At 46.3% G+C, this 24605-nt stretch carries 18 protein-coding genes; 7 read left to right on the forward strand and 11 right to left on the reverse strand.

What is annotated here, in order from left to right; translation table 11 throughout:
- Positions 1-9: 9 nt before the first annotated feature.
- A complete protein-coding gene (lepB, locus tag MKY16_RS24075) occupies positions 10-630 on the reverse strand; it encodes a signal peptidase I (RefSeq protein WP_340957375.1) in 621 nt (206 codons plus the stop codon).
- A gap of 331 nt (positions 631-961) precedes the next feature.
- On the opposite strand from lepB, the gene MKY16_RS24080 reads away from it, so the two are divergent.
- The 3 genes from MKY16_RS24080 (at position 962) to MKY16_RS24090 (ending at position 5136) form a co-directional block, all read left to right on the forward strand.
- A complete protein-coding gene (locus MKY16_RS24080; protein ID WP_340957378.1) occupies positions 962-2314 on the forward strand; it encodes a right-handed parallel beta-helix repeat-containing protein in 1353 nt (450 codons plus the stop codon).
- A 112-nt stretch (positions 2315-2426) separates the two neighbouring features.
- A complete protein-coding gene (locus MKY16_RS24085) occupies positions 2427-3959 on the forward strand; it encodes an MFS transporter (protein ID WP_069012248.1) in 1533 nt (510 codons plus the stop codon).
- A 49-nt stretch (positions 3960-4008) separates the two neighbouring features.
- The gene (locus MKY16_RS24090) at positions 4009-5136 is read left to right on the forward strand and encodes a glycoside hydrolase family 88/105 protein (RefSeq protein WP_209947611.1); all 1128 of its coding nucleotides are present in this window, start codon (positions 4009-4011) and stop codon (positions 5134-5136) included.
- A 74-nt stretch (positions 5137-5210) separates the two neighbouring features.
- On the opposite strand, the gene MKY16_RS24095 is transcribed toward MKY16_RS24090, so the two are convergent.
- From MKY16_RS24095 to MKY16_RS24110, 4 genes are all read right to left on the reverse strand, one after another.
- Complete coding sequence (locus MKY16_RS24095) at positions 5211-6158, reverse strand: polysaccharide deacetylase family protein (RefSeq protein WP_029518762.1); 948 nt, start codon at positions 6156-6158, stop codon at positions 5211-5213.
- A 196-nt stretch (positions 6159-6354) separates the two neighbouring features.
- The gene (locus MKY16_RS24100) at positions 6355-8421 is read right to left on the reverse strand and encodes an acyltransferase family protein (protein ID WP_340957382.1); all 2067 of its coding nucleotides are present in this window, start codon (positions 8419-8421) and stop codon (positions 6355-6357) included.
- A gap of 168 nt (positions 8422-8589) precedes the next feature.
- Positions 8590-9939 carry a sodium-dependent transporter gene (locus tag MKY16_RS24105; RefSeq protein WP_013312591.1) on the reverse strand — a complete coding sequence of 450 codons (1350 nt, stop codon included), beginning with the start codon at positions 9937-9939 and terminating at the stop codon, positions 8590-8592.
- 162 nt (positions 9940-10101) lie between these two features.
- Positions 10102-12654, reverse strand: coding sequence for a DUF2339 domain-containing protein (locus MKY16_RS24110; RefSeq protein ID WP_165145713.1), 2553 nt, complete (start codon positions 12652-12654; stop codon positions 10102-10104).
- 523 nt (positions 12655-13177) lie between these two features.
- Between MKY16_RS24110 and serS the strand changes: the two genes are divergently transcribed.
- Positions 13178-14467, forward strand: coding sequence for a serine--tRNA ligase (gene serS / locus MKY16_RS24115; RefSeq protein ID WP_069012253.1), 1290 nt, complete (start codon positions 13178-13180; stop codon positions 14465-14467).
- A gap of 110 nt (positions 14468-14577) precedes the next feature.
- Here serS and hmpA read toward each other — a convergent pair whose 3' ends face one another.
- A complete protein-coding gene (hmpA, locus tag MKY16_RS24120; RefSeq protein ID WP_069012254.1) occupies positions 14578-15807 on the reverse strand; it encodes an NO-inducible flavohemoprotein in 1230 nt (409 codons plus the stop codon).
- Positions 15808-16151: 344 nt separating this feature from the next.
- On the opposite strand from hmpA, the gene MKY16_RS24125 reads away from it, so the two are divergent.
- Positions 16152-17693 (forward strand): family 43 glycosylhydrolase, encoded by a 1542-nt coding sequence (locus MKY16_RS24125; RefSeq protein WP_340957384.1) that lies wholly within the window; start codon positions 16152-16154, stop codon positions 17691-17693.
- Positions 17694-17787: 94 nt separating this feature from the next.
- Here MKY16_RS24125 and MKY16_RS24130 read toward each other — a convergent pair whose 3' ends face one another.
- From MKY16_RS24130 to MKY16_RS24150, 5 genes are all read right to left on the reverse strand, one after another.
- Positions 17788-18498, reverse strand: coding sequence for a GntR family transcriptional regulator (locus MKY16_RS24130; protein WP_029518770.1), 711 nt, complete (start codon positions 18496-18498; stop codon positions 17788-17790).
- A 207-nt stretch (positions 18499-18705) separates the two neighbouring features.
- Positions 18706-20115: a glycoside hydrolase family 1 protein gene (locus tag MKY16_RS24135; RefSeq protein ID WP_340957628.1), complete on the reverse strand. Its 1410-nt coding sequence runs from the start codon at positions 20113-20115 to the stop codon at positions 18706-18708.
- Between the two features lie 72 nt (positions 20116-20187).
- The gene (gene celB / locus MKY16_RS24140; RefSeq protein WP_340886811.1) at positions 20188-21516 is read right to left on the reverse strand and encodes a PTS cellobiose transporter subunit IIC; all 1329 of its coding nucleotides are present in this window, start codon (positions 21514-21516) and stop codon (positions 20188-20190) included.
- Between the two features lie 84 nt (positions 21517-21600).
- Complete coding sequence (locus MKY16_RS24145; RefSeq protein ID WP_013312602.1) at positions 21601-21933, reverse strand: PTS lactose/cellobiose transporter subunit IIA; 333 nt, start codon at positions 21931-21933, stop codon at positions 21601-21603.
- The gene (locus MKY16_RS24150) at positions 21926-22243 is read right to left on the reverse strand and encodes a PTS sugar transporter subunit IIB (RefSeq protein WP_340957387.1); all 318 of its coding nucleotides are present in this window, start codon (positions 22241-22243) and stop codon (positions 21926-21928) included. Before MKY16_RS24150 ends, MKY16_RS24145 begins: the two co-directional genes overlap by 8 nt.
- A gap of 318 nt (positions 22244-22561) precedes the next feature.
- Between MKY16_RS24150 and MKY16_RS24155 the strand changes: the two genes are divergently transcribed.
- Both MKY16_RS24155 and MKY16_RS24160 read left to right on the forward strand, forming a co-directional pair.
- Positions 22562-23275, forward strand: coding sequence for an SAM-dependent methyltransferase (locus MKY16_RS24155; protein ID WP_340957389.1), 714 nt, complete (start codon positions 22562-22564; stop codon positions 23273-23275).
- A gap of 194 nt (positions 23276-23469) precedes the next feature.
- Complete coding sequence (locus MKY16_RS24160; RefSeq protein WP_340957390.1) at positions 23470-24585, forward strand: WG repeat-containing protein; 1116 nt, start codon at positions 23470-23472, stop codon at positions 24583-24585.
- The last annotated feature ends 20 nt before the right edge of the window (positions 24586-24605 follow it).

A 24605-nucleotide genomic window follows, 5' to 3' on the forward strand; every position in this document is an offset into this window, starting at 1 on the left:
GCTCTTATATTATTTATGCTTAACCCATTGTGCGCTATCCACCGGCCAAAAAATCACATCCGCACGGCCAACAATATCTTTAATAGAAACAAAGCCAATAGCACGACTATCCCTACTATTATTGCGGTGGTCGCCCATCACAAAAATATACCCCTCAGGTACCTTGGAATCGGTTATGGTTCCATTTGGAAAGTCCACATTGTTATATAGTTCTCCCTTGGCGTGCGCATCCTGAATAGCTCCCTGAATGTATGACTCCTCTACTTTCTTACCGTTCACATAAAGATTGTCGCCTTGATACCGAATCGTATCGCCAGCCACCCCAATAACACGCTTAATAAAGTCTCTTTGTTCCTTTCTCACATGGAATACAACAACCTCACTCGCCTTGGGATCACGAAAATCGTAAATCACCTTGTTCACGACTACTCGTTCATCTGTCTTGAAATTCGGTTCCATGGACGCTCCCTCAACAATAAATGGCGCAAATAATAGCCAACGTATAATGAACACGAGCACAATGGCTACAATAATGGCCTTAAGCCAATCGATCATCTCCTTTTTCACTCTTGGCTGCTTTTCCTGCAATTGTTCGACAGTTGAATCTGTCAAATGATTTCCACTCTCCATGCGCTAAAACCACCCTTTCCCACAGTCTTCATTCCTATTATATGTATAATGTTTAAGTATAATCAAATTTTCCCAGTCTGGCAAAACTGCATTTTTAGTTGAAACAAAAGTGTGAACTTTTTTTCACAACATTAAAAAAACAGCAAAAAACCGTTGATGCAAACGTTAACATATATTACACTGTGCATATACTTCTTAGAGCGTATTAGACATAGGTTAGATCAATCTGTCACCCCAGGAGGTGTCCTGTTTTTACTGGAAAGACAGCATGAGCCACTTTTATATATGCTATCTTCTTTTAAAATAAGAACTCAAATGAGGAGGAATTTACATGTTTAAACGGAATGATCGTCCAAAAAACGGATTTAACGCTCTAAGACTCGGTGTTTCTTTTGTTTTCGCCTCTTCTTGTATTATTGGAACCGCTTACGCAGATGCGTTACCCAACGACACCCCTTCTTCCGCACTCACAGAAGAGGCAGTTAGTACAACTGACTCAACCACCGTCTCCACAACGTTAGCGGCAGGAGATTTGTATGTGGCGCCAAATGGTAACGTGTCCAATCCGGGCACCATATCTAGTCCTACCACGCTCGAAGCAGCTCTTACACAAATTGCTCCTGGTAAAACCATTTACCTGCGCGGTGGCAACTACACCTACTCCTCAACAATTACAATTCAGCGTGAAAATAGCGGCAATAACGGCTCACTCAAAGGGTTGGTCGCTTACGGTAGTGAAAAGCCGGTACTTGATTTCTCTGCTCAAGCCTTTGGTTCAGCCAATCGTGGACTTCAGCTTAACGGAGACTTTTGGCTGGTAAAGGGCCTTGAAGTAAAGGGTGCCGGAGATAATGGTATCTATATCGGCGGTAGCAATAACCGAATCGAAAACGTGGAAACCCACCACAACCGGGATACTGGACTTCAGCTTGGGCGTTACTCTCCTAACGCTTCCACTAGTGAGTGGCCTTCGAATAATTTGATTTTGAATTCTTACTCTCATGATAACGCTGATCCCGATAATGGTGAGGATGCCGATGGCTTCGCGGCCAAATTGACTGTAGGATCAGGCAATGTGTTTGATAACTGCTTGGCTGCGTACAACGTAGACGATGGTTGGGATTTGTATAGCAAAACAGAAACAGGCCCTATCGGTGAGGTAACCATCTTGAACAGTGTGGCCCACCACAACGGGCAGACCGCAGATGGAACGTCTACCGCGAACAGCGACGGCAATGGCTTTAAGCTGGGTGGAGACAAAATCAAAGTCAACCATATTGTGAAAAACAGTATTGCTTTCCAGAACAAAAAACACGGCTTCACCTACAATAGCAACCCCGGCAGCATTACGTTGACCAATAATACCTCGTGGGACAATGGACAAAGTAATTTTGCTTTTGACAAGGGTGATCACGTGTTCATTAACAATCTTTCCTTTGAGGGAAGCGCCAGTGACAAAACAAGCGGTACAGATCAAGACAACTCTAGCGTTTGGTGGAAAAACAAAAAATCGACGAATGCCAAAGGTCTGGTAGTCAGTGCAGACGACTTTGTTAGTCTCACGCCTTCTATCACTCGAGGTGCAGACGGTTCCATCCAGCTAGGTGATTTCCTTAAGCTGGCCAAAGGGAGCGATCTGATCGGCTCGGGTACTCCGAGCGGAAAAAATATAGGGGCACGTTAAAAGCCCAGCTTAATCAGGACGCCCTGGCCCATCTACCAACTTAGACAATTCTGCATAATATAGCGACCGGTGATTGTCCTCATAACCAGACAAAATATGAGGTGAACAGATCATGGAACGAAGAATCACACTGAAACATACACTCGCCTATGGAAGCGGTAACATGCTGGGAAGTGGCGCACTTGCGATTAGCGGTGCATGGTTAATGTACTTTTATACAACCTTTTGCGGACTGTCTCCCGTTCAGGCCGCGGCCATTTTCTCTGTTGCTAGCATCATAGATGCAGTCAGCAATCCGGTCATGGGCTTTATCAGCGATAACTTTCACCGGACCCGCTTGGGCCGTAAATTCGGCAGACGACGCTTTTTCATCATGATGGGTATCCCGCTGATGCTCGTGTATCCGATGCTTTGGGTAGATGGGTTGGGCTTCTGGTATTACCTGAGTACGTACGTGCTGTTTGAACTGGTGTATACCTCAGTCATGGTGCCGTATGAAGCACTAGCGTCAGAGATGACCCGCGACTTCGGCGCACGCTCCAGATTAACTGGATGGAAGGCCATGTTTGGCAAAATTGCCAATTTCGCCGCTGCCTTTATCCCTGGTCGCTTTATTGCTGAGTATGGCAAAGACTCTCCATTGCCTTTCTTTTATACCGGTCTCGTTTTTGCAGCTATTTTGCTGATTGCGATGGCATTCTTGTACAAAAACTCCTGGGAACGTCCAAGTGAGGAACTGCAAAAGGAACTGGAAGGTGAAGCTCCGCTTTCCTTTATAGATTCGATGAAAAAGTTGTTTATCGACATTTCCTCTACCTTCCGGGTCAAGACGTTCCGTCATCATCTCGGGATGTACCTGGGCGGCTTTTCAGCTGAGTGGCTGTTTACTTCTGCTTTTACGTACTTTATTGTCTTCTCCTTGTTTCAAAGCTCGGAGATGGTGTCCAATCTGAATAGCTTTAACTCTGTCATTCAATTGATTTCTACCTATTTCTTCATCCAATTCTGTGTGCGTAAAGGATTCCGTATGCCATTCATCGCTGCACTCGTTGTCGTTTGCTTTAGCGTAGCAGGCTATGGCCTGCTCTATATAACGGGAGCCTCTAATACGATGGTATGGCTATATGTCATCACACTGTTCATGGGACTTGGTACAGGGGGCGTCTACTATATCCCTTGGAATCAATATACGTTCCTTGCCGATGTGGATGAAGCGTTGACTGGCCGTCGACGGGAAGGAATTTATGCAGGTATGATGACTTTTGCCGGAAAAATGGTGCGGGCCGTTGTCGTCTTCATTCTCGGCTGGGTGTTACAGCACTTTGGCTTTGTATCCGGGGCTGATAGTCAGCCCGTCGCTGCTCAGCACGCCATCTTTTATGTACTCGTGGTCGGTACCATCGTTCTCGCGATCATCGGTATGATTGCTTCTGTCGTGATGAAGCTGGATATTGACAGCCACAAGAAGCTAATCGCCGAAATTGACCGCCTCAAAAACGGTGGTTCCATGAAATCAGCTAAACCGGAAGCCCGGAAGGTATTCGAGGAACTGACAGGTTTCCATTACGATCGGTGCTGGGGTAACAATAATGTGGGCTTCAAGAACAAACCCGTTGACCCTAAGACACACACTCCATCTATGTAACAACAATAACAATTACAGATTAAACATTTACTAAAGAGGTGACTGTATCATGGCAAATCCAACATCACAACCAACCCCCAGCCCTACAAAAACAGATTCTTGGGCTGTACGTATGAGCGATTCCGTTCTACAACGGAGCCCGGAATTTTATGAAAAATGGGAATATGACCATGGCGTGATTTACAGAGGTCTGGAATGGGTCGGCGAACTGACAGGCGATCCCAAGTACATGGAATTTATAAAAAAACATATGGATCATTTTGTTGACGAAAATGGCGTAATTCAGCGCTATAAAGTAGATGAGTACAATATTGACCACGTGAATAACGGCAAGCTGCTCTTCTCTCTGTATCGTGCCACAGGAGATGAACGATACAAAAAGGCTGCCTACCAATTACGCAGTCAGTTGGAAAAACACCCACGCACAAGCGAGGGCGCATTCTGGCATAAGCAAATTTATCCGTATCAAATTTGGCTCGACGGCTTGTACATGGGTGCCCCGTTCTACGCTGAATTTATCCGCGAATTCGGAGATCCGTCAGAGTTTGACGATGTGACCCTACAATTCAAGCTTTGCTACAAGCATACGCGTGATCCTGAAACGGGTCTGCTCTACCATGCTTGGGATGAGAAGGGTGAGCAGCATTGGTGCAACCCGGAAACAGGCTGTTCCAAAAATTTCTGGGGACGCTCGATGGGTTGGTTCGTTATGGCACTCGTTGACGTGCTGGACTATATTCCAGAGGATCATGCAGACCGTCCTGTCCTGATCGATATGCTGACGGAAACACTGGAAGCCCTGCTGAAAGTGCGTGATAAAGAAAGTGGAGTCTTTTATCAAGTGCTCAACCTGGGCCATGTGAAAGGCAACTATCTGGAAGCCTCTGCTTCCTGCATGATTCTTTATGCTATTGCCAAGGGCGTTCGCAAAGGCTATCTGCCAGAGCAATATCGTCAAGAGGCAGAAATCATCCGTAAGGGAATTATCGATGAATTTATCACGATTACTGAAGAAGGACTCGTGAATCTGAACAAAACGGTGCAAGTAAGCGGTTTGGGTGGTAAAGATCGTCGGGACGGTACCTTCGCTTACTATATCAGTGAGCCGATTATAACTAACGATCCCAAAGGTATTGGCGCTTTCATTCAGGCGATGGGTGAAGCGGAGCGCATCTAAACGATGCGGACTATATACTCTTAGATAGCACAAAGGACGGTGGCGATCAGCCCCGTCCTTTTCTCCTATATATCCTACTTCATAACCTTAAATTCATATCCCTGTTTCTTCAGATATTCTATGATTTGCGGCAATGCTTTGGCTGTTTCTTCTTTACCATAGGTGTCATGCATGAGTATAATTGCTTTTTCTCGACCTTTGACTGACCTTATAAACTGGTTGATTAGTGCCGGTGCTTTCTTGGATCTTCCCTCTGCATCCTTCGTTAATACATTCCAGTCCACCTGATGGTAATCCTTTTGAATTAAAACCTTATCCAGAGCAGCCATTCCCTGTGGATCTCTTCTGTTCCATGTCATGTGCCCCCCAGGGAAGCGGATCATTCTGGTGGAGAATTCTGGCCCCAGAATACTTTTTAGAACCTGATTGTTCTTCTCGATCTCCTGCATAACATGATCCGTATTTACTCGTCTGTTCGGATATAAATATTTATAATTATGTGAGTACGTATGGTTTCCTATCGCGTGACCCTCTTTGACAATTCTTTTGATAAGGTTCCTGGTATGCTCATTTTCATTGGCTTCTTTACCTACAATAAAAAAAGTTGCCTTGACCTTCTGCTTTTTCAGAATATCCAATATCTGAGGTGTGACCGTCACGGATGGTCCGTCATCAAAGGATAAGTAGGCCACTTTTTTACCATCAGCTCCATCGGGCATTTGTCCTAGCATTTGCTGATTTAAATACTTTTCAACAAAGGCACCGTCTTCTACATCGGGATCGTTTTTTGGAGAGGCCGCTTTACCCTTTGCCCCTGCGCTGGATTTAACGTTTGATGATCCGGAATCCGTTTTTTTAGCAAGCTCCTGGGTCGGCGCGTGTGGCTTACTATCCGAAACCTTTATCGCAATGAAAGTAATGCAGCCTGCCACAAATAATATAATAGCAATCAGTATCAGCCTTCTTCTGTTCCTCTTCAAGCGGTGCTCACTCGTTCTACTATGTGAATAGCCCTTTTCCATTAGCTTATGTACCTCCACACTAAAATAAGAAAAACCACCGGATCAGGGTGGATGTACACACCTTAGAATGGACATTGGAAAAACCCTTAGGTTTAAGCCGGTGAAAATTTAGGGATGCACTTCAACCAGAGGACAACCTACTCCCGGTGGCTTTCTTGTCTTGCATTTGCATAATTACGAGTATCATTGCAGTTTATTACGATTGTTTCGTTAGGACCTGAGCTAACAAGGACGCATAAGCTTTAGCACCTTTAGGTTTTAAATGTACTCCGTCATGCTCGAAATATGAATTTTTACCAGAGCTTGCTGCATACCAGTCAATCATTGTAATTCGTGGGTCTTGGGATGCAGCTTCGGCAAGATGCTTGTTCACAATACTCTCCCATGGCCGAGGCACACGGGTATTCACGAGTATAATACGCTTCGTATCCTTCAGACTGGCGAGCAAATTCGCCAACTGATCCTTGGTGAAAGCGCCGTTCGTGCCCAGCTCAATGATAACTGTCTTACCTAGCTGTCCGTTCTGTCTTAGCTGCTCCAGTACGGCAGGCGCTTCGGCCATCTGACGGCCGATCCGCCCATCTACAACAGCTCCCGGGAAGGATTCCTGAAGGTACGACTGTACATCCAACATGACAGAGTCTCCAATGGCGGTCACACTCGACCCATCACCTGTCATAGGCGTAACTTCTTTGGGTTTGTCCGAAGGTTCCGACGGTTTCGTAACATCATCCGTAGTACCAGCCTGGACCACCGTGTTTTTAGGCGTCTGGGCTTGAGACGGGGCTGGGGTCTGCGCCTTGTTACCCTCGGACCCTTGCAGCTTGGTGGCTTGGGGCTCCTTGGAAGCCACGGATACCGTTCCGTGAAGTGGCGGCATCGCCTTTGCCTTTGCAACTGGCTTCTCATCACTTGATGCCGCCTGAATCGTTGCATCAGGAGAAGCCACGTACAGGTGGACGGTACCCATGAGAATACCTGCAAAAAGCACAGCCGCTGTAGTTGTAGGCATCCATCTCCACTGCGCCTGTCTACGAACCGCTGAACGGATTTCTGTAATCCAGTGGCGGAATCCTCCATGGCGAATCGGCTCCTCGATATATTTAAACGAGAGAGATGCCAGCAATACGGTAGCTAGCAATTGTAAAATGATACGCGTCATATGTACGCCATCGGTATCTACTTGAGGCGTCGTTAGCGTAATAACCGGAAAATGCCACAGATACAGACCGTAGGAACGGGCTCCAATCCAGCGTAGCGGCTTGATTCCAAGGAGACGACCAAGGTGGCTTACCGGATGAGCCAACGCTGCGACCACAATAGCAGTGACCAAGGCTATGCCCAGCAGGCCGCCCCGGTACAGAGATGGGTCGTATTCATTCGAGGCCCACGCCCAGTGACAAAGCAGCAGCAAGCTTATCGCACCGATGCTGTCCAGAAGCATACGCGCCTTAGCAGAAGCTTGCTCTTTCAGCTTGCCGCTTGGCCACACCAATGCCAGCGCTGCACCAATTAGTAAAGCAAATCCACGCGTATCCGTGCCGTAATACACCCGGCTCGGGTCGCTTCCCGGTACGTAAATCACGGCCATCAGGAGTGCAGATATTAACGCCAGACAAATCACCCAGCCTGCAAGCACAATACGCTTGGGCATGAATTTTAGCCCGAGCGCCAGCAGTAAAGGCCACAGGATATAAAACTGCTCCTCCACCGCCAGCGACCACAGATGCCCAAGCGGAGAAGGGGGGCCGAAACTTTCAAAATACGAAACCTGATGGAAAATAAACCACCAATTACTCATATACACCAATGCGGCAGGAACATCTCCGCGCAAGGCCGTTAGCCGTGACGGATCGAAGAGCAACGAGCACAGGACGATGACAGCCACAACCGTCAACATGGCAGGCAGCAACCTTCTGGCACGACGCAGCCAGAAATCTTTCATTTTAAAACTATGATATGTATCCCACTGACTAACCAAAATATCTGTAATCAGATACCCCGACAACGTAAAAAACACGCCTACACCCAACAAACCGCCCGGCAACCAATCCGGATTCAGATGATACACAATGACTGCGATGACCGCCAGCGCTCTTAAACCATCCAAACCTGGCATATAACGACGTTGTGACGACAACCGATTAGACTTCATTTCAGCCGCCGTCCTTCTTGCAAATTCAAGCTCCCTGTCTGTTTCAATGCTCTTCTGCCCTTTCCCTCTCCTGCACATCGTCTGTGCGATGCCTTGTAGCCTTTTCATTCATTATATAAAACTTCATAATCGTAATGATTTCATTGAAGTTAAAATTAATGACAATGTTTTTATTATATCATTCCTTTCCACAGTTAGGTAACCACTGATAGATATACAAAAAAAGGCATCTCTTCCCTTAGGAAGAAAATGCCTCTTTATTCGGATTCTATTCTCTTAAAATTTGATGATACCTGAGGTATGAAGGAAGACCAACAACATCAGGATCGGTGCAACATACCGAAGACCGAATAACCAAACATTGAACCAGAAGGGTTTGATGTTCGCATGCTCAGCCGCAGTCTTCCAGTAGTAACCTGTGAATATAACAATCAACAAACCGCCTAACGGTAAGAAGATGTTGGACGCGGTGAAATCTACGAAATCAAAGAATGATTTATCCCCCACTTTTAACTCTGGCACCAGCCCCATGGACAATGCAGAAGGGACGCCCAGCATCAAGCACAGGACCGATACGACGATAACGGAGCGAACCCGGCTCCAACGCATACGCTCCATGACATAGGCTACTGGAACTTCCAGCAAGGATACCATAGAACCTAACGCAGCAACCGCCAGCAGTACGAAGAACAAACCGCCGAAGAATGCACCAAAAGGCATTGCCGAGAATGCAGCCGGTAAAGCAATGAAAACCAGCGATGGTCCTTGAGCTGGATTAATTCCGAAGGAGAAGGTTGTAGGGAAAATAATCATACCTGCGATAAACGCATAGATTAAATCTCCACCACCAACTGCCAGCATGGCTCCCCCCAGGGATTGACGGCGATCCACATATGCACCGTACGTGATCATAATCCCCATCCCCAGTGAGAGTGAGAAGAAGGCATGTCCCAAAGCAACCAATGCAGACTCTATACTTAGCTTAGAGAAGTCAGGATTCAGAAAGAAGGATACGCCCGCACCAGAGCCTGGCAGCATAAGAGCGTTAATCATCAACACGAGCAGCAGGATGACCTTGGCAGGAATCAAAATTTTATTGAACTTTTCAATCCCGTTCGATACCCCAAGAGTAACCACGACTGCTGTAAATGCAAAAACAACTAACAGCCAAACCAACGGCGCATAGCCGGAGGAAAAAGAAGCGAATTGGCCAGCAAAATCATTATTTGAAAACAGATTTCCGCTAAATGCCTCTACGGCATAATGCAGTGTCCAGCCCCCTACAATGGCATAGAACGATAAAATAACAAACGGCACTATAACAAACATGATGCTCATCTTGCCCCAAATCGGATGACCGCCTACTTTTACCATTGCAGAAGCAGCACTTCCTCGACCTGCACGACCAAGCGCAAGCTCTGCTAAAAGTACAGGCAAACCAACAAGCAACAGGCAGACAATAAACAATAAGAAAAATGCAGCTCCGCCATATTGTCCTGTAATATACGGAAATTTCCAAATATTACCTAGTCCTGCCGCACTTCCGATCGCCGCCAATATAAATCCAGCTGACGAGAAGCGTTCATTTTTATCAGACAGGCTATTCTGCCCCTTGCTCAAATTCATTATATCCCCCTCATTCTCTCTACTTACGCATAAACATGAGCATGCGTACATAAATAATTTTTACTCATTATAGCGTAAGTAGGATGTAAGGTCATGCATAATTTTTCACTATTACCGGATTTATTTTCATAATGTTCGGTATCTACAAAATACAACAGAAAACTACATTTTTTCTTCAACTTCCTTCTTTATAATGGTCTCTCCCATGCGATTGGATACTTTTTGGTAAATATACGAAATCGCCAACAGTACAACACCAAAAGAGAAGTAGGCTACAATCGTGCTTCCTGTCGTTAATAGATGCAGATCATACAACAGCAGCTTACCTGTCGACAGCAAGGTCAAGCCCAATCCAAATCTGCGAATGTAGACCACTCGCTTGAGGAAGCCGTATACAATATACAAAATGGCCAGCAGCAAATACACCAGACTGAACACAAGACCAGCATCCCCCAGGCGGAACTGAACTCCGAGGAAGGCGGTTATGATGCCCAGCAAATATACACCCATAATGACCGGATACAACTCATTACTTCTATAATGTCGGGTCATCAGTGCGTTCAGGAAATCCCTGCTGCTGAAGAATACCAGCACATTAAAGGCTGCGAGTACCACCAGCGCCACATAATCAGCAGCCGTATTTTGCGCATAATTTTCATGCAAAGTTGGAATCGCTACGGTGGCCACCAGTGCCAGCGCATAGCCTATGACGTACAACGCCAAGCTGTAGTATTTAATCACCCGATCGTACAGCAGCTTCACTTTAGGCAGGAAATAAGCCAACACCAGCGATACGCAGGTGTACAACAATACTTTGTACAAGGTGTAATGGGCAAACTCGTCGGATACAACGATGTTATACCAATGCCCGGCTTCATACAAAAGGTAGAAATACACGTTCACCAAAGCTACATATTTAAATCCTTGCATGATATGCATTTCGTACAACCGATTGTTTTTGAAAGCATTCGGACGGCTAAATTCAATCGCATAGAAGACGGTAACGACCAACATTCCCAGTGTAATGAGCGTATATTTGAGTCCAAAATAATCCGTCTCAAATCCTGACAACAGATATATAGGGAAATCGACGAAAAAGAATGCGCCCAGACACAGTAATAAAATGCCCCAGCCAGCTCGTTCCAATTCCTTCAACCGGTAACGGTGGCCATATAATGTAAGAAGAACCGCTTCGATCAACCACCCCATGGATAACCATCTAACTCCAAACTGGAACGGAATCATAAGGATCGCAAAGGTCAACGAAGTCGCATAAAATAATATTTTGGTTTGTTTCTCCTCTGGAATATATCGACGGACCCATTGTCCCAGACCCCCGTACACCAAGCAAAAGACGAGAGCCAACAAGCCTTTATAATCATCCAGGCCTGCATCACCGAACAGAGAATACAGAACGGAACAGCTCACGACTGTATTCAGAGCCAATAGGGAGAAATCCAGCCATGACAGTTTTGTTTTTAAACGGAACGGCACCCACAGTGTCATCCCGAGGTACATCGCAAATGTAATGACTGCATACAGCATGCTCGCTACGGCGCTTTCCGATAACCACGCCAGCACAATCATCAAGGGCGTATTAAGCAAAAAGCTGATATATTGCACGACGACCCACCGTTTGCGGAAGGATACAAGCAGAATCAGCAAGTTTAACAGGAACAAATAGCCCATGGCGATATACACGGCGTTCCCTTCCAGCCCGTTCGCTGCCATATAGGAAAAGAGCGGAAGATATCCCCCTACTAAACCAAAAGAGCATATCGTTCGGGATTCATACCTTAATGACAGTAGCACAGCGGTCACTGTAACGAGTACGGACAAGCCTATGCCTGTATACATTCCTATGATTTCTAACAAAAAGTAGCTGTAAAAAATCGATCCGTACAGTACAGAAATACCGCCGCCCAAAATACCGAGCGCAAAGGTCTGCTTCTGCTTGCGGTACAGCCATTCGCCGCCGCCCAGCATCAGCGCTCCTAGCAGAAAGAAGGCAACGCCCTTCATATTTCCTGTAAACCAGTTCGAGTATGAGTATTTAAATGCGGCTCCCACACCCAATATAATGAGCAAAATCCCCAGCTTGTTGATCCAGTTCAAGCCTAACTTCATTTCAAACTGATTTTGCTTCATGCGCTTCTGCATCGTTTCTTCGCTGATCTCTTCTTCTCCGAACTGCTGGAACTCGCTTGCCGTCTGATGAAGCAATTTGCGCTCGGCCTCCTGAAACCGCCTGCGTTGCTCCATGATTCGGTCTCGTATCTCCTCTGAGAACAGTCGTAATCGGGCGACGATCTCGTCCTGATCTTCTTTAAGCTCATGCGTAGTTTGCTGAATAAGCTGGTCCACTCGGTTTTTAGCCCCATATTCAAAGGATGTCAGCCGATTTTCCCCTTCTGTGGTTCTGGAAGCAAAATAGGTCTCCAGCTTTTCACGCGAAATGCGAATCATATTCGCCTTTTCGCTCAGCATTTGCTCCGTCAGCGCAGTGCGCAATTTTCCATTTTCCTGCTCAATATGTCGTACTCGCTCTTCCAAGTGAATGCAGCGAGCCTGATAATCCTCGAACTTTTTTCGCAGAACCTCATTCTCCAAAATGATATCTGAGGCTTCATAGTCTGCGATTAATGTTTGATACTCCTTGAGCAGCTTGTTCTGTTCTTGGCGGATCGTATGTAAACGATCTTTAAAATCCTCCATGTTCTCCTCCATCGCTGTCCATTTTGGTAATCATTACATTTTACATGAAATTAAAAAGGCATTATAGAGACTATAGCCTATTTTGAGCGTTAAATTGGTGCTTTTACTTAAATTTTCTTCCAGTTTCATCATCACAAAAAAAGCAGGACGAATATACATAAGAAATAAAGCCTACCTTTTCCCTTCGCAAACATGAAACCCGCATGGATGTGTTGCAGAGTCATGCCCTTGATTACCCTGCCGAAAATCAGTATACTAACAAAAAAGCAAACGATATTATGCCTGTGAAGAGCATCCAACTCGGAGGCGTTTACGCCAAGGACCATACGTTAGCGTAGGATATGGCGATATGTACCTAAGTAAACCGGACCCGCCCGTTACAGCGGAGCAAAGTGGATTGGAGAGTCATGACATCTGTCATGCTGTCCGGTCAATTTGGGTGGCACCGCGAGATCAAAGCGCTCCTCGTCCCTTATGGATGAGGGCGCTTTTTGTATTTTTATCCGAAAAGGAGTGCGGTGTCATGTTGGATATCAAATGGATCAGAGAGCATCAAGAACAGGTTCAGACGGCAGCAGACGGCAAAGGAATACAAGTATCGGTCGCAGAGCTGTTGACTCTGGATGAGCGGAGAAAACAGCTGCTTCAGGAAGTGGAACAGCTTCGGCAGAAGCGAAATCAGTGTAGTCAGGATATTGGTGCGCTAATCCATGCTGGTAAGAGTGAGCAGGCCGAAGGAGCAAAGCATCAGGTCAAAGAAATTAACGGACAGCTAGATCTTCTGGAGGCCCCGCAACAGGAAGTAGAAGAACAGTTTCAACAGCTTTTGCTTCTGATGCCTAATATCGTATCGCCAGATACACCACGGGGGAGATCAGATGAGGATAATGTAGAGCTGGAGAGGGTTGGAACGGTTCCGAACTTCGGATTTGAGCCAAAGGATCATATGGCGCTTGGTGAGCTTCACAAGCTTATCGACGTCCCTCGGGGTGTCAAAACAGCCGGTACCCGTAACTACTATCTGACGGGAGCAGGGGTTGCATTGCATCGGGCTGTGCAGCAGCTTGCGGTGGATCTGCTGACTGAACGCGGATTCCAGTTGCTGGACGTTCCACTGATGGTACGTGCAGAGGCGATGCGCAGCACTGGTTTCTTCCCGCTCGGACTGGATCAGACGTACCGCATCACAGGAGAGGATCAGTGGCTTGTAGGCACTTCGGAAGTGCCGCTGGTCTCGTATTACAGCGGTGAGATCGTGGATGTTACGGACCCGATTCGGCTGGCAGCCGTGTCCGTATGCTTCCGCAATGAGGTCGGCTCGGCCGGAAGGGATGTGCACGGACTGTATCGTGTGCACCAGTTTGCCAAGGTCGAGCAGGTCATCATCTGTGAAGCCAGTCTGGACGCTTCAGAGCAGATGTTTCAGGAGATTACGCGCAATGCGGAGGACCTGCTTCAACTGCTGGAACTGCCCTACCGTAAGATGGCTGTCTGTACAGGCGACATGGCGCAAAAAACCTACAAGCAGGTGGACATTGAGACATGGATGCCCAGCCGTCAAGCTTACGGCGAGACACATTCGTCGTCGCAACTGCTTGATTTTCAGGCGCGTCGTTCCAACATCCGCTACCGTAATGCGGACGGCAAGCTGCGATATTGTTACACGCTCAACAACACAGCGGTTGCTTCGCCCCGGATTTTGATTCCGTTGCTGGAGCATCACCAGCAAGAGGACGGTTCGATCCGTATTCCGGAGGCTTTACGTCCATATATGCCGCGAGGTATGGAATTTTTGCGTACTCCCTTGTTATGAAAACAGGAGTGCACTTTGAAAAGTAGTACCCCATGAGCAGGATTTCCCATTGTATCATCGCAAAAAAGACGAAGGACAAATATCCTTCGTCTTTTTGATGTTTCATTGTGTCATTGTGCTTCTGCTTCCCAAGCGCTGGCAGGGCCAAAGAATTCATAGTGGATATCCGAAGCAGGGATATTCCACTCCTTCAACAGGCCGTATACCGATTGCATGAATCCCTCAGGGCCGCAAAAGTAATATTGTGCGTTACGTTCCGGTATCACGGATTGCAACCAGGCCAGATCCAAACGACCTTCCTTGTGAAAAGCCTGTGCCAGCCGATCTTGCTCCGTTGGTCTGCTGTAACACCAACGAACTGCAGCCTGTGCATGTGTGGCGACCAGCTTTTCCACCTCATTGCGCAGAGCATGGTTATCTCCGTTGACTGCTGCGTGGACAAAGGTGACAGGCCGATGCGGAGCAGATTTCACCAAGGAAGCCAGCATACTGACCATTGGGGTTAGCCCGACCCCGCCGCTGATCAGCACGACAGGTCTGCGATCTGCCCGATCCAGCGTAAAATCACCCGCCGGTGCAGATACCTGAAGCACATCGCCCTCTTGTACCTGCTCATGCAGATATACGGATACTTTACCTGCCGGACGTGACTCTACGGCATCCTCGCGCTTTACAGATATCCGGTAGTGGGATTGGCCCGGTGCATCCGAAAGGCTGTATTGACGAATATGGGTATTATGTTCGCCCGGAATTTCCATTTTTAAGCTGATATATTGCCCAGGCTCGAATTCAGGCAGCACCTGTCCATCCTGCGGCACCAAATAAAAGGACGTAATTTGGTCGCTTTCCTTAACCTTTTTCTGCACAACAAAGCTCTTAAAGTCTGACCAGCCTCCCTGCTGCTGTCCAGCCTCCTTGTACATTTCAGCTTCCATGTCTATAAATACATTAGCGATCACACCATAGGCCTCAGCCCATGCGGCAATGATCTCGTCTGTAGCCGCATCTCCCAGTACGTCTTTGATCGCAGCGAGCAGATATTTTCCGACAATTGGATAATGCTCGGGCTTAATTCCCAAACTGCGATGCTTATGTGCAATCTGACGTACCACCGGAATAATTTCCTCCAGACGGTCAATGTGCTGTGCAGCTGCGTATACAGCATTGGCCAGCGCCCCTTGTTGACGTCCTTGCTTCTGATTCGCGTGATTGAATATATTGAGAAGCTCGGGATGGGCCTCAAACATCATCTGGTAAAAACGCTTGGTGATTGTAGTGCCATGTACCTCCAAAACAGGTACAGTCGATTTGATCGTTGCAATGGTTTGCTCACTTAGCATCTTTGTATCCCTCTTCTCTCCAAAATTAGATCAACAAAGGATGTATCAACATATGCCCCATTTGTTAATCCTCAATTTAAAGCAAGTATACCCAACTAAAGTAACCGTTTATGTGATTCTAGTCACTTTAAATTTGAATTATCCGAAAATGTCAATGACAAAACGCACATTTAAAAACAATTCCGATATAACGAACGTACTTTCCCCTAACAACAGTTTCACCATTCTAAAGACTTCAATTTATTCCACTTGTAAACGCTTCCAATTGGGATAAAATCGAAGATGAGGTGCCGGACAAGCCGTTCCGGCCCATCCTATCCGTGTTAAAGGAGGCAGATGATATCGTGAAGTGGATCCACAGCAGCAAATGGTTAGCCGCATGGATTTGTATCCTATTCGCAGTGGCCAGTGCGGGTCTTCAACCCGACGCAGCCCATGCCCATACAACAGGAGTTACGCAAGCAACCTACGGGACCGAAGTGAACCAGGCGCTGAATGGTTTGGACGTCGCCAATGCCGAACTATCCCTGAGCGCAACAGCAAGCACGGCCATTACGAACGGAACGGATTGGAAAGACACCGCAGGTAACCCCATTCAGGCGAACAGCGGTAATATCCTAAAAGTAGGTTCCACTTATTATTGGTACGGCGAGCACGCCGAAAACTGGAAATTTGAAAAAGTGAACGTGTATACCTCAACCGATTTGAAAAATTGGTCCTTCCGCAGCACTATTCTCACCAAGGATTCCGCCCCTGAGCTAAATTCGAGCAAAATCGAGCGTCCCAAAGTCATCTACAACAAAACCACCGGAAAATATGTATTATGGGCGCACTATGAAAATGGCACGGACTACTCCCTAGGTCGTGTAGCCGTCGCTACCAGCGATACACCCGACGGAAATTTTGCCTACCAAGGCAGCTTTCGCCCGCTGAATTACGAATCTCGTGATATGACGGTGTTCACGGATACTGACGGTAGCGGCTACCTTATTACAGCTTCCCGTAAAAATGGCGGCGCCAACGATACGATGGCGATCTTCAAGCTGACAGCTGATTATACGGGCGTGCAGTCGTTTGTTGGCTGGATTTTTGAAAATGGCTATCGCGAAGCTCCTGCTGTTGTGAAAAAGAACAACACCTACTACCTGTTCACCTCGCAGGCATCCGGCTGGTATCCGAATCAGGGCGCTTACGCAACCGCCAGTTCCATGACGGGAAGCTGGTCTGCTCTATCGCCCTTCGGTGATCCGGCGGCTTATGGATCGCAAATCCACTCCATCGCCACGATTACGGGTAGCGCGGGAACCAGCTACATCTATATGGGCGACCGCTGGAACCCGCTCAATCTGAGCGACCACAAATTCATCTGGTTGCCACTAACTCTGAATGACGCCAACAAAACAGCAACCCTGAACTGGTACAGTAGCTGGGATCTGGATGCTGCGACAGGCGCAGTAATTCTACCGTCCCTTGTGAATCATGCACAGGGCAAAACAGCGACTGCTAGCTCAGCCGCATCCGGTTCTCCAGCTTCACTGGCGAACGATGGCAACGCCCAAACCTCGTGGAAGGCTACTTCCGCATCCTGGCCTGCATGGTGGCAGGTCGATTTGGGCAGTTCCAAGACCATCCGCGAAGTGGGTATTTCATGGTTTATGTACAAAGGATCTGAAGCGTATTACAAATACAAAATTGAATACAGCATGGATGGAGTCAACTACTCCACGATTGATCGCACAGGTAATACCACATATGGTTTTACCTGTGACAAAGTCAATTTTCAAGCTCGCTACGTGCGAATCAACCTTATAAATGCAGTGCTATTCAATAATCCGAACAACTGGTATACCCCGACAGTGCATGAAGTCAGATTGCTTGGCAATTAACTTGCTTCATTAAAAAGAACATGACAGGAGAATCCCATATCAAATAGGCTTCTTCTGCCATGCTTGCTTTACCACCTGTTTCGTACTCATTCGCTCAACGTATCCGATTTACTGTGGTAAACACAAATTTATCATACCGATGCCGTGAGAATGAGTATTCAAACGGTATACCCGTATCCAGATAACCTACCTGCTCAATTTCTAAAACCGGATCATCCACACCACAGTCCAAATACTCCCAATCTAGCTCAGTCGACTTGGACGCGCGGATGGTACGATGTGAACTGACAATATTAAGGCCCAGCTCCTCCTTAATATGTTTGTACACTGAGCCGTGCAACACCTGCTCGGTAATACCGCTGATCAGCTTGGTAGGCATGTATGTGCGCTCTATCACATAGGGCTCGCCCTCTACAATACGCAGACGGACGACATGATACACAGGAGAATTGGCATCAATAAATAGATGCGCCGCTACCTCTTCAGATGGAAATTGAACGTCAAACGCTATGATTTTACTTTTGATTTCTTTCCCGCGCAGTACGTTTGTCAGCCCCAGCATTTCATTCACAACGACATTAACCGGGACATTGTAGACCGATTTGACGATAAAGGTTCCGTGTCCTCTTTTACGATTCAACAGCCCTTCCGACACCAACGTATCCAATGCCCGCTTAATCGTCATCCGACTTACCCGGAACTCACTGGCCAGTGAAATTTCATCGGGAATCGGATCATCACTGCTATAGGTCTTATCTATAATACGCTTCTTGACCTCTTGTGCAATCCGTTCGTATTTATTCATCTGTCTACCACCTGTACTAAAATTTGTTTTATGTCAGCATTTTACCAAAAACATCGGTAGCGCTGGTTCTTTTGGTTCTGCAGGCGGGGACATCGAGGTATTACGGTATAAGTAAGTATACCGAACAATATACTTTCTCACCAGCAGTATACAGAGTAACTTGGCACGGTGATAAAAAAAAGGCGGTCCAGAGGACCACCCACCACCTTAGAATCCGTTATTTTCGATCACTTGTTTGAACCAGTGCCCACTCTGTTTAACGGATCTTTTGCCGCCGTCCTGAAGATCGACAGACACAAAACCATAGCGATTCTTATAAGCATTCGTCCAGGACCAGTTGTCCATAAACGTCCATAAGTGATAGCCTTTCACATTGGAGCCCTCCAAGATGGCCCGTTGAACCCATTTGAGATGCTCACGGATAAAATCAATGCGATAGTCATCATGGATCATGCCGTGCTCATCCCTGAATTTTTCCTCGCCTTGAACACCCATCCCATTTTCTGAAATGAAGCATTCAATGTTGCCGTAATTCAGTCTGACATTGGTCAGAATGTCGTAAATGCCCTTCTCATAAATCTCCCAGCCCCGCATCTCATTCATCTTACGGCCAGGCATAGCGTAATAATCGAAGAATCGTTCCGGCACAAAAGGCGCATCTGGATTCGGCAGACTTTCGCGAGCCTTGACTCTGCGAGGCTGATAATAGTTAATCCCCAGCAGATCCACCGTGCCTTGACGTATAGTCTCCCGATCTCCGTCTTCCATGTTTGGTACGAATCCCTCTTGGCGTAACAACTCCACGAGCAAAGGATTAAATTCTCCCGTCACAGATGGGTCTAAAAAGGAACGGTTAAAGAACGCGTCGCATATTTCAGCAGCCCGCACGTCTGCCGGGTGCTGACTACGCGGATAAGTTGGCGTCAGGTTCAAAATAATACCAATTTTACCCTTGTAACCGCCTTCTCTGTAAGCCTTAATGGCACTCGCGCTCGATAACAGGGTATGATATCCCACCTGTACAGCTTTTCCGAAATCCACTTCATTTGGATAATGGAAATCGTACAGATAGCCGCCTTCCACCGGAACAATCGGCTCATTATGCGTAAACCATTTGGCCACACGATCTCCGAATAGCCCAAAGCAAGTGTTAGCGTAATCTACGTAAGCTTCGACCGTCTCCCGGTTCACCCAGCCTCCTTTTTCCTGTAAAGCCATCGGCAAATCAAAATGATACAAACTCACAAATGGCTCAATCCCCGCCTGATGCAACTCTGTAATGACGGCATTATAGAAATCAACCGCCTTCTGGTTCACCGCACCCCTTCCCGCTGGAAACAGACGCGACCAAGAAATAGAGAACCGGAAGGAGTTGTGACCAAGCTCTTTCATGAGTGCAATATCTTCTTTGTAACGGGTATAGAAACGGGACGTTTCGCCAGGTCCAACCCCGCCATAAAAACGGTTCGGCTCCTGCTCAAACCAATAATCCCAAATGTTCGGTCCTTTGCCGTCTCCCTCCATGGTTCCTTCTGTCTGGGTAGCCGAGGCCGATGAGCCCCACCAGAAGTCAGATGGAAAACGGTATTGAATGGTTTGCTGCTCGATATCTTTCATTTCGGTATGATTCACAGCTCTACTCCTCTCTCTTTTGCATGAATAAGCTGCTAATCCAGCAGCTTATTCACATTACATTCCAACAGTTTGATCCTTACCTGCAATGGCTGCTTGGTTAAGCTCCTCTTCCTGCTCTTTACGAACGTTCATCCGATCAATAAATTTCAGGAATGGGAACCAAATGACAAAAACGACAGCCATATTAAACAACTGCAGTACGCCTCCCATTAGAGATCCCGTAGCCATCATTCCACTAAAGAACAACGGCATCGTCCAAGGGACCTGTATTCCGTTAGGCGGTGGTACAAGCCCGGTGGACATCGCGAAGTAAGTAATCAGCGTAACGATCATTGGAGCAATGACCCATGGGACAAAAATAAGCGGATTCATCACAATCGGCAAACCGAAAATGACGGGTTCATTGACATTGAACAGACCTGGTCCAATGGCCAACTTACTGACCTGCTTCAATTGCTTGCTCTTCAGGAAGATCAGAATCGTGAGCACGACTGCCAGTGTCATACCTGTACCACCGATACCTACGGTATAAATATCCACAAACTGCTTGGTGATAATATGCGGCAGTTCCGCTCCTTTGGAGTATGCTTCATAGTTTTCAAGTGCCAGCGTATTCCAGATCGGCTCCATAACCGAGTTGATAATGATTTGACCATGAAGACCAAAGAACCATAAAAGCTGAACAAAGAAAATAGCAATCAATGTAGGGATAATGCCACTGCCCAAATGTACCAGCGGTGCCTGTACGGCATGATAAATCAGATCATGCAGGTTATTATGAAGGGTCAGTGTAACTACAACATTAATGATCAAAAATATGCCCAATGTAATACATGCCGGAAGCAAAGCGGCAAATGACTTGGCAACTGCCGGCGGAACGCCTGGAGGCATTTTGATAATAATGTTCCGCTGTGTCACTCTTCGGTAAATTTCACCAGCTATAAAAGCAACGATCATGCCAAGGAACATGCCTTTGGCCCCAATCCGATCCAACGGAATGACACCAGCAATCGTGGCACCGCTTTCTTGTGTCAGCACAAACGGGGTGAGCATCAAGAAGCTGACCAACGCGATCATGCCGCCGAATATGGGCTCGACCTTATAACTTCGGGATAAATAATAGCCGATCCCGACAACCACGAATAAGGTCATGATGTTCAGTGTGGCACTCGGCGCAATGTTCAGCAGACTGTTAAAAGTTGTATAATTGCCGTCGCCCATCCACCCTTTTAGAAACGGCAGATTGATAATAACGACGATGATGGAGCCAAAAACTGTTAATGGAAATGACAACATAAATGCATCACGTAGTACAGTAAGATAGCGGTTGTTGTTCAGTTTACCGGCAATAGGTATCAGTATCCGGCTTAATTTCTCAAACAAAGCCTATTCCTCCCCGCGAAGTGACTTGCATCAATAGGGTTGCAAGCTTTTTATGTCCTAAATTTCACATACTTATATGTTTCGCTATAAATTTCTGGATTTGAACAGCTCCAGCAATTCTAGAACCAGGTCTTTCATGGTAACCGTGGACATCAGATGATCCTCGGCATGCATCAGAAGGAGCGAGAAGGGAGTTTGGGTACCTCCCGCTTCCTTCTTAACCATTTGAAAATGGATATCATGTGCAGCACGTAAATCCTGCTTGGCTTGTTTGAGCAGTTCGTCCGCACCTTCTACATTCTCATTTCGGTATTCGGTCAGCGCCTGAATTACTTTACTGCGAGCGCTTCCACTATGAAGAATAAGTTGGAAACTAATCTGTTCTTCCGTCAGTTCAGCTATATTGACTTTATCCATTTTTGCGTTCCACCAGCTTCACGGCCTGTTCATAGGCTTTCTTACCGTCAACCATTCCGTAGGCCATCATGTCGATCACTTCTACATGAATACCATATGGAGCTGCTTCCTTTTCCAGTTGTCCTTTCAGAAAACTCATTTGTGGTCCAATCAATACCGCGTCAGCCCTAGCCATGTCTTCTGCCGCCTGATCTTGACCTACTGCCCAAATTTCAGCCTCGTCCCCAATGGACTTAGCATATTCCTGCATCTTAGTAACCAGCAAACTTGTAGACATACCTGAGCTGCACGCCAGTAAAATTTTTTTCATGATTATTCCTTCCCTTCAAGGTATTATTGGATGTTAAGTACTAGAAAACGTTTACAGCGTAATTATAAATCCAGTTTTTTGATTTGTCTATACATTTAATATATATGTATAGACTTTTTTTAAAATGACACTGTTTCTTCACTTTTTTTCTTGAAAATGAACGTGATCTCTTATCTTTAATCTCTCAATAGAATCGATTTTCACAATAAGAGGTTCTGCCAAATGATATGTTATTCGATTCTGTAAAATGTTAACATGAGCTTACGGAGTAAACTTGGTTGCTCCTCCGTAGCCAAAGAATAGCTGAGGTGAGAAGAGATGAGTAGAGATGAGAAGAGTCAAAGTAAAACCAAGCAAGAGTTAGACCGGGTCGTGTTCATCGGCCGCACGTTTGAGGAATACGTCCAAATGTTCAATTTGCACATTCCTGAACTTGTAGGCAAAAAGATTTTGGACTGTCCTGCGGGAGCATGTTCCTTCACCGCTCTGGGCACCAAAGCCTCGCTGGATATCACCGCAAGTGATATCGCCTACGACCACAAGATTGATGATCTGAAACGCAAAGGCCTATTGGATATTGAGCATGCAATGGAAACGCTAGAACGTGCAAAAGATAATTATGTTTGGAGCTGTTATGGAGATGTGCAAGGGCTTAGCGAGCAGCGCCATCAAGCACTGCAGGATTGCACGCAGGATATGAGGAAGCACCCAGAACACTACGTTGCTGCGGTACTGCCGGAGCTTCCCTTTGAAGATGAACAGTTTAATATCGTGCTGTCTGCCCATTTTCTGTTTATGTATAGTGATCGACTCGACTATGAGTTTCATAAGAATACGGTACACGAACTGCTGCGAGTGGCTTCAGAGGAAGTCCGCATTTTTCCTCTGACCGATTTAACGGGAACTCGTTACGATCTGCTAGATCGTTTGATTCTTGAGCTGGAGGCAGAAGGCTTACGGGTGACAGAGGCCAAGGTTCCGTATGAGTTTATGCGTAACGGCAACTCTCTGTTAAGCATACGAAAGATATAGGGCAGGTTTAGGTGTAGAGGGGGCAAGCGATTAGCTTGCTCCCTTTCTGGTTATCGAGATGGAAATTAGAAAAATTTAGAATATTAAGAAACATTCCTACATTTTTATCGTCTATATTATGGAATACCTTACGTATGAAGGTAAGATTTTTCGAAGCCCGAAGTTAAAAAATCAACTCACAAAGGAGCTTATGCATGTTAAAAAAGTTAGGATTAGCTGCATTGATTCTGGTTACTAGCCTCTCTGTTATTGGAACAGGCTGGGCCGCATCCGGCACAACAACCATTGAAGTTTCTAAAACTGCTCTGGATTACAACGTTGCTCGCCCGCTGAGCGATGGTGCTTTTCATGATGGCTTATTGGCTGCTGAAACATCTGCTGGAAACCTCGTGTATTACAATACCAAAGGAGAGAAAGCTTTCTCACTTCCCGCCGAGCTTAAACCCATTGGTGATTTTCATGAGCAGCGAGCCGTAGTCAAAAATACAAAGACCAATCTCTATGGATACATTAACACCAAAGGGACACTGGTCATCCCTTGCCAATATACCGAAGCCAATTTCTTTTCCGAAGGAAAAGCCAAGGTTACCATAGCAGACACCAAAGAAAATGCAATTATAGATCGAACGGGAAAAACCCTTTCTCATTTTAAAGAAAATGGGGAGTCAGAATATGTATTTACAGACGGTCTGGCCCTCGCCTACGCCCCCAACACTGGCAAGATCGGTTTTGTGAATGCTTCTGGTCAATTAGAAATTCCTTATCAATACAAATATAGTCGTGGTTTCTCGAATGGCCTGGCTATTGTTCAAAATAGCAAAGGGCTGTACGGGTATATCAATACAGCAGGGAAAGAAGTCATTCCTCCTCAATATCAATCCGGTGGAGACTTCTCGGAAGGATTGGCCCCGGTGCAAAATACCAAGGGAAAATGGGGATTCATCAATAAACAGGGAAAAGTCGCAATTCCCTTTAAATTTACGGATGCACAGGATTTTAGTGAAGGCTTGGCGAGTGTGAAAAATGCAAAAAATGAGGTTGGATTTATTGATAAAACCGGAGCATTGGTCATTAAATATCAACAAAAATTTGACGTTACCTCTCCATTCAAGGAAGGCTTAGCTTTAGTCGGTAAACAAACACAATCATCCGTCTCAGACGGCAAATTCGGTTACATCAATCGTCAAGGGCAACTGCTAACTAAACTTGAGTACAGATCCGAATCTTCTTCCTTCTCCAATGGCTATGCTGTTGCTTTTATCAAACCAGGCAAAGCGTTTATTATATCTAAACATTCCGTTTCAAAATAAAAAAGACGACCCCGGAGGCA

Origin of the sequence: Paenibacillus sp. FSL L8-0641 (genome assembly GCF_038006265.1) — a bacterium.
GTDB classification, from domain to species: Bacteria; Bacillota; Bacilli; order Paenibacillales; family Paenibacillaceae; genus Paenibacillus; species Paenibacillus polymyxa_D.

What these genes read in the sequence shown, in the direction of transcription:
- lepB (WP_340957375.1), bottom strand. Translation starts at nt 630, where the DNA reads ATGGAGAGTGGAAATCATTTGACAGATTCAACTGTCGAACAATTGCAG.
- MKY16_RS24080 (WP_340957378.1), top strand. Translation starts at nt 962, where the DNA reads ATGTTTAAACGGAATGATCGTCCAAAAAACGGATTTAACGCTCTAAGA.
- MKY16_RS24085 (WP_069012248.1), top strand. Translation starts at nt 2,427, where the DNA reads ATGGAACGAAGAATCACACTGAAACATACACTCGCCTATGGAAGCGGT.
- MKY16_RS24090 (WP_209947611.1), top strand. Translation starts at nt 4,009, where the DNA reads ATGGCAAATCCAACATCACAACCAACCCCCAGCCCTACAAAAACAGAT.
- MKY16_RS24095 (WP_029518762.1), bottom strand. Translation starts at nt 6,158, where the DNA reads ATGGAAAAGGGCTATTCACATAGTAGAACGAGTGAGCACCGCTTGAAG.
- MKY16_RS24100 (WP_340957382.1), bottom strand. Translation starts at nt 8,421, where the DNA reads ATGAAAAGGCTACAAGGCATCGCACAGACGATGTGCAGGAGAGGGAAA.
- MKY16_RS24105 (WP_013312591.1), bottom strand. Translation starts at nt 9,939, where the DNA reads ATGAATTTGAGCAAGGGGCAGAATAGCCTGTCTGATAAAAATGAACGC.
- MKY16_RS24110 (WP_165145713.1), bottom strand. Translation starts at nt 12,654, where the DNA reads ATGGAGGATTTTAAAGATCGTTTACATACGATCCGCCAAGAACAGAAC.
- serS (WP_069012253.1), top strand. Translation starts at nt 13,178, where the DNA reads ATGTTGGATATCAAATGGATCAGAGAGCATCAAGAACAGGTTCAGACG.
- hmpA (WP_069012254.1), bottom strand. Translation starts at nt 15,807, where the DNA reads ATGCTAAGTGAGCAAACCATTGCAACGATCAAATCGACTGTACCTGTT.
- MKY16_RS24130 (WP_029518770.1), bottom strand. Translation starts at nt 18,498, where the DNA reads ATGAATAAATACGAACGGATTGCACAAGAGGTCAAGAAGCGTATTATA.
- MKY16_RS24135 (WP_340957628.1), bottom strand. Translation starts at nt 20,115, where the DNA reads ATGAAAGATATCGAGCAGCAAACCATTCAATACCGTTTTCCATCTGAC.
- MKY16_RS24145 (WP_013312602.1), bottom strand. Translation starts at nt 21,933, where the DNA reads ATGGATAAAGTCAATATAGCTGAACTGACGGAAGAACAGATTAGTTTC.
- MKY16_RS24150 (WP_340957387.1), bottom strand. Translation starts at nt 22,243, where the DNA reads ATGAAAAAAATTTTACTGGCGTGCAGCTCAGGTATGTCTACAAGTTTG.
- MKY16_RS24155 (WP_340957389.1), top strand. Translation starts at nt 22,562, where the DNA reads ATGAGTAGAGATGAGAAGAGTCAAAGTAAAACCAAGCAAGAGTTAGAC.
- MKY16_RS24160 (WP_340957390.1), top strand. Translation starts at nt 23,470, where the DNA reads ATGTTAAAAAAGTTAGGATTAGCTGCATTGATTCTGGTTACTAGCCTC.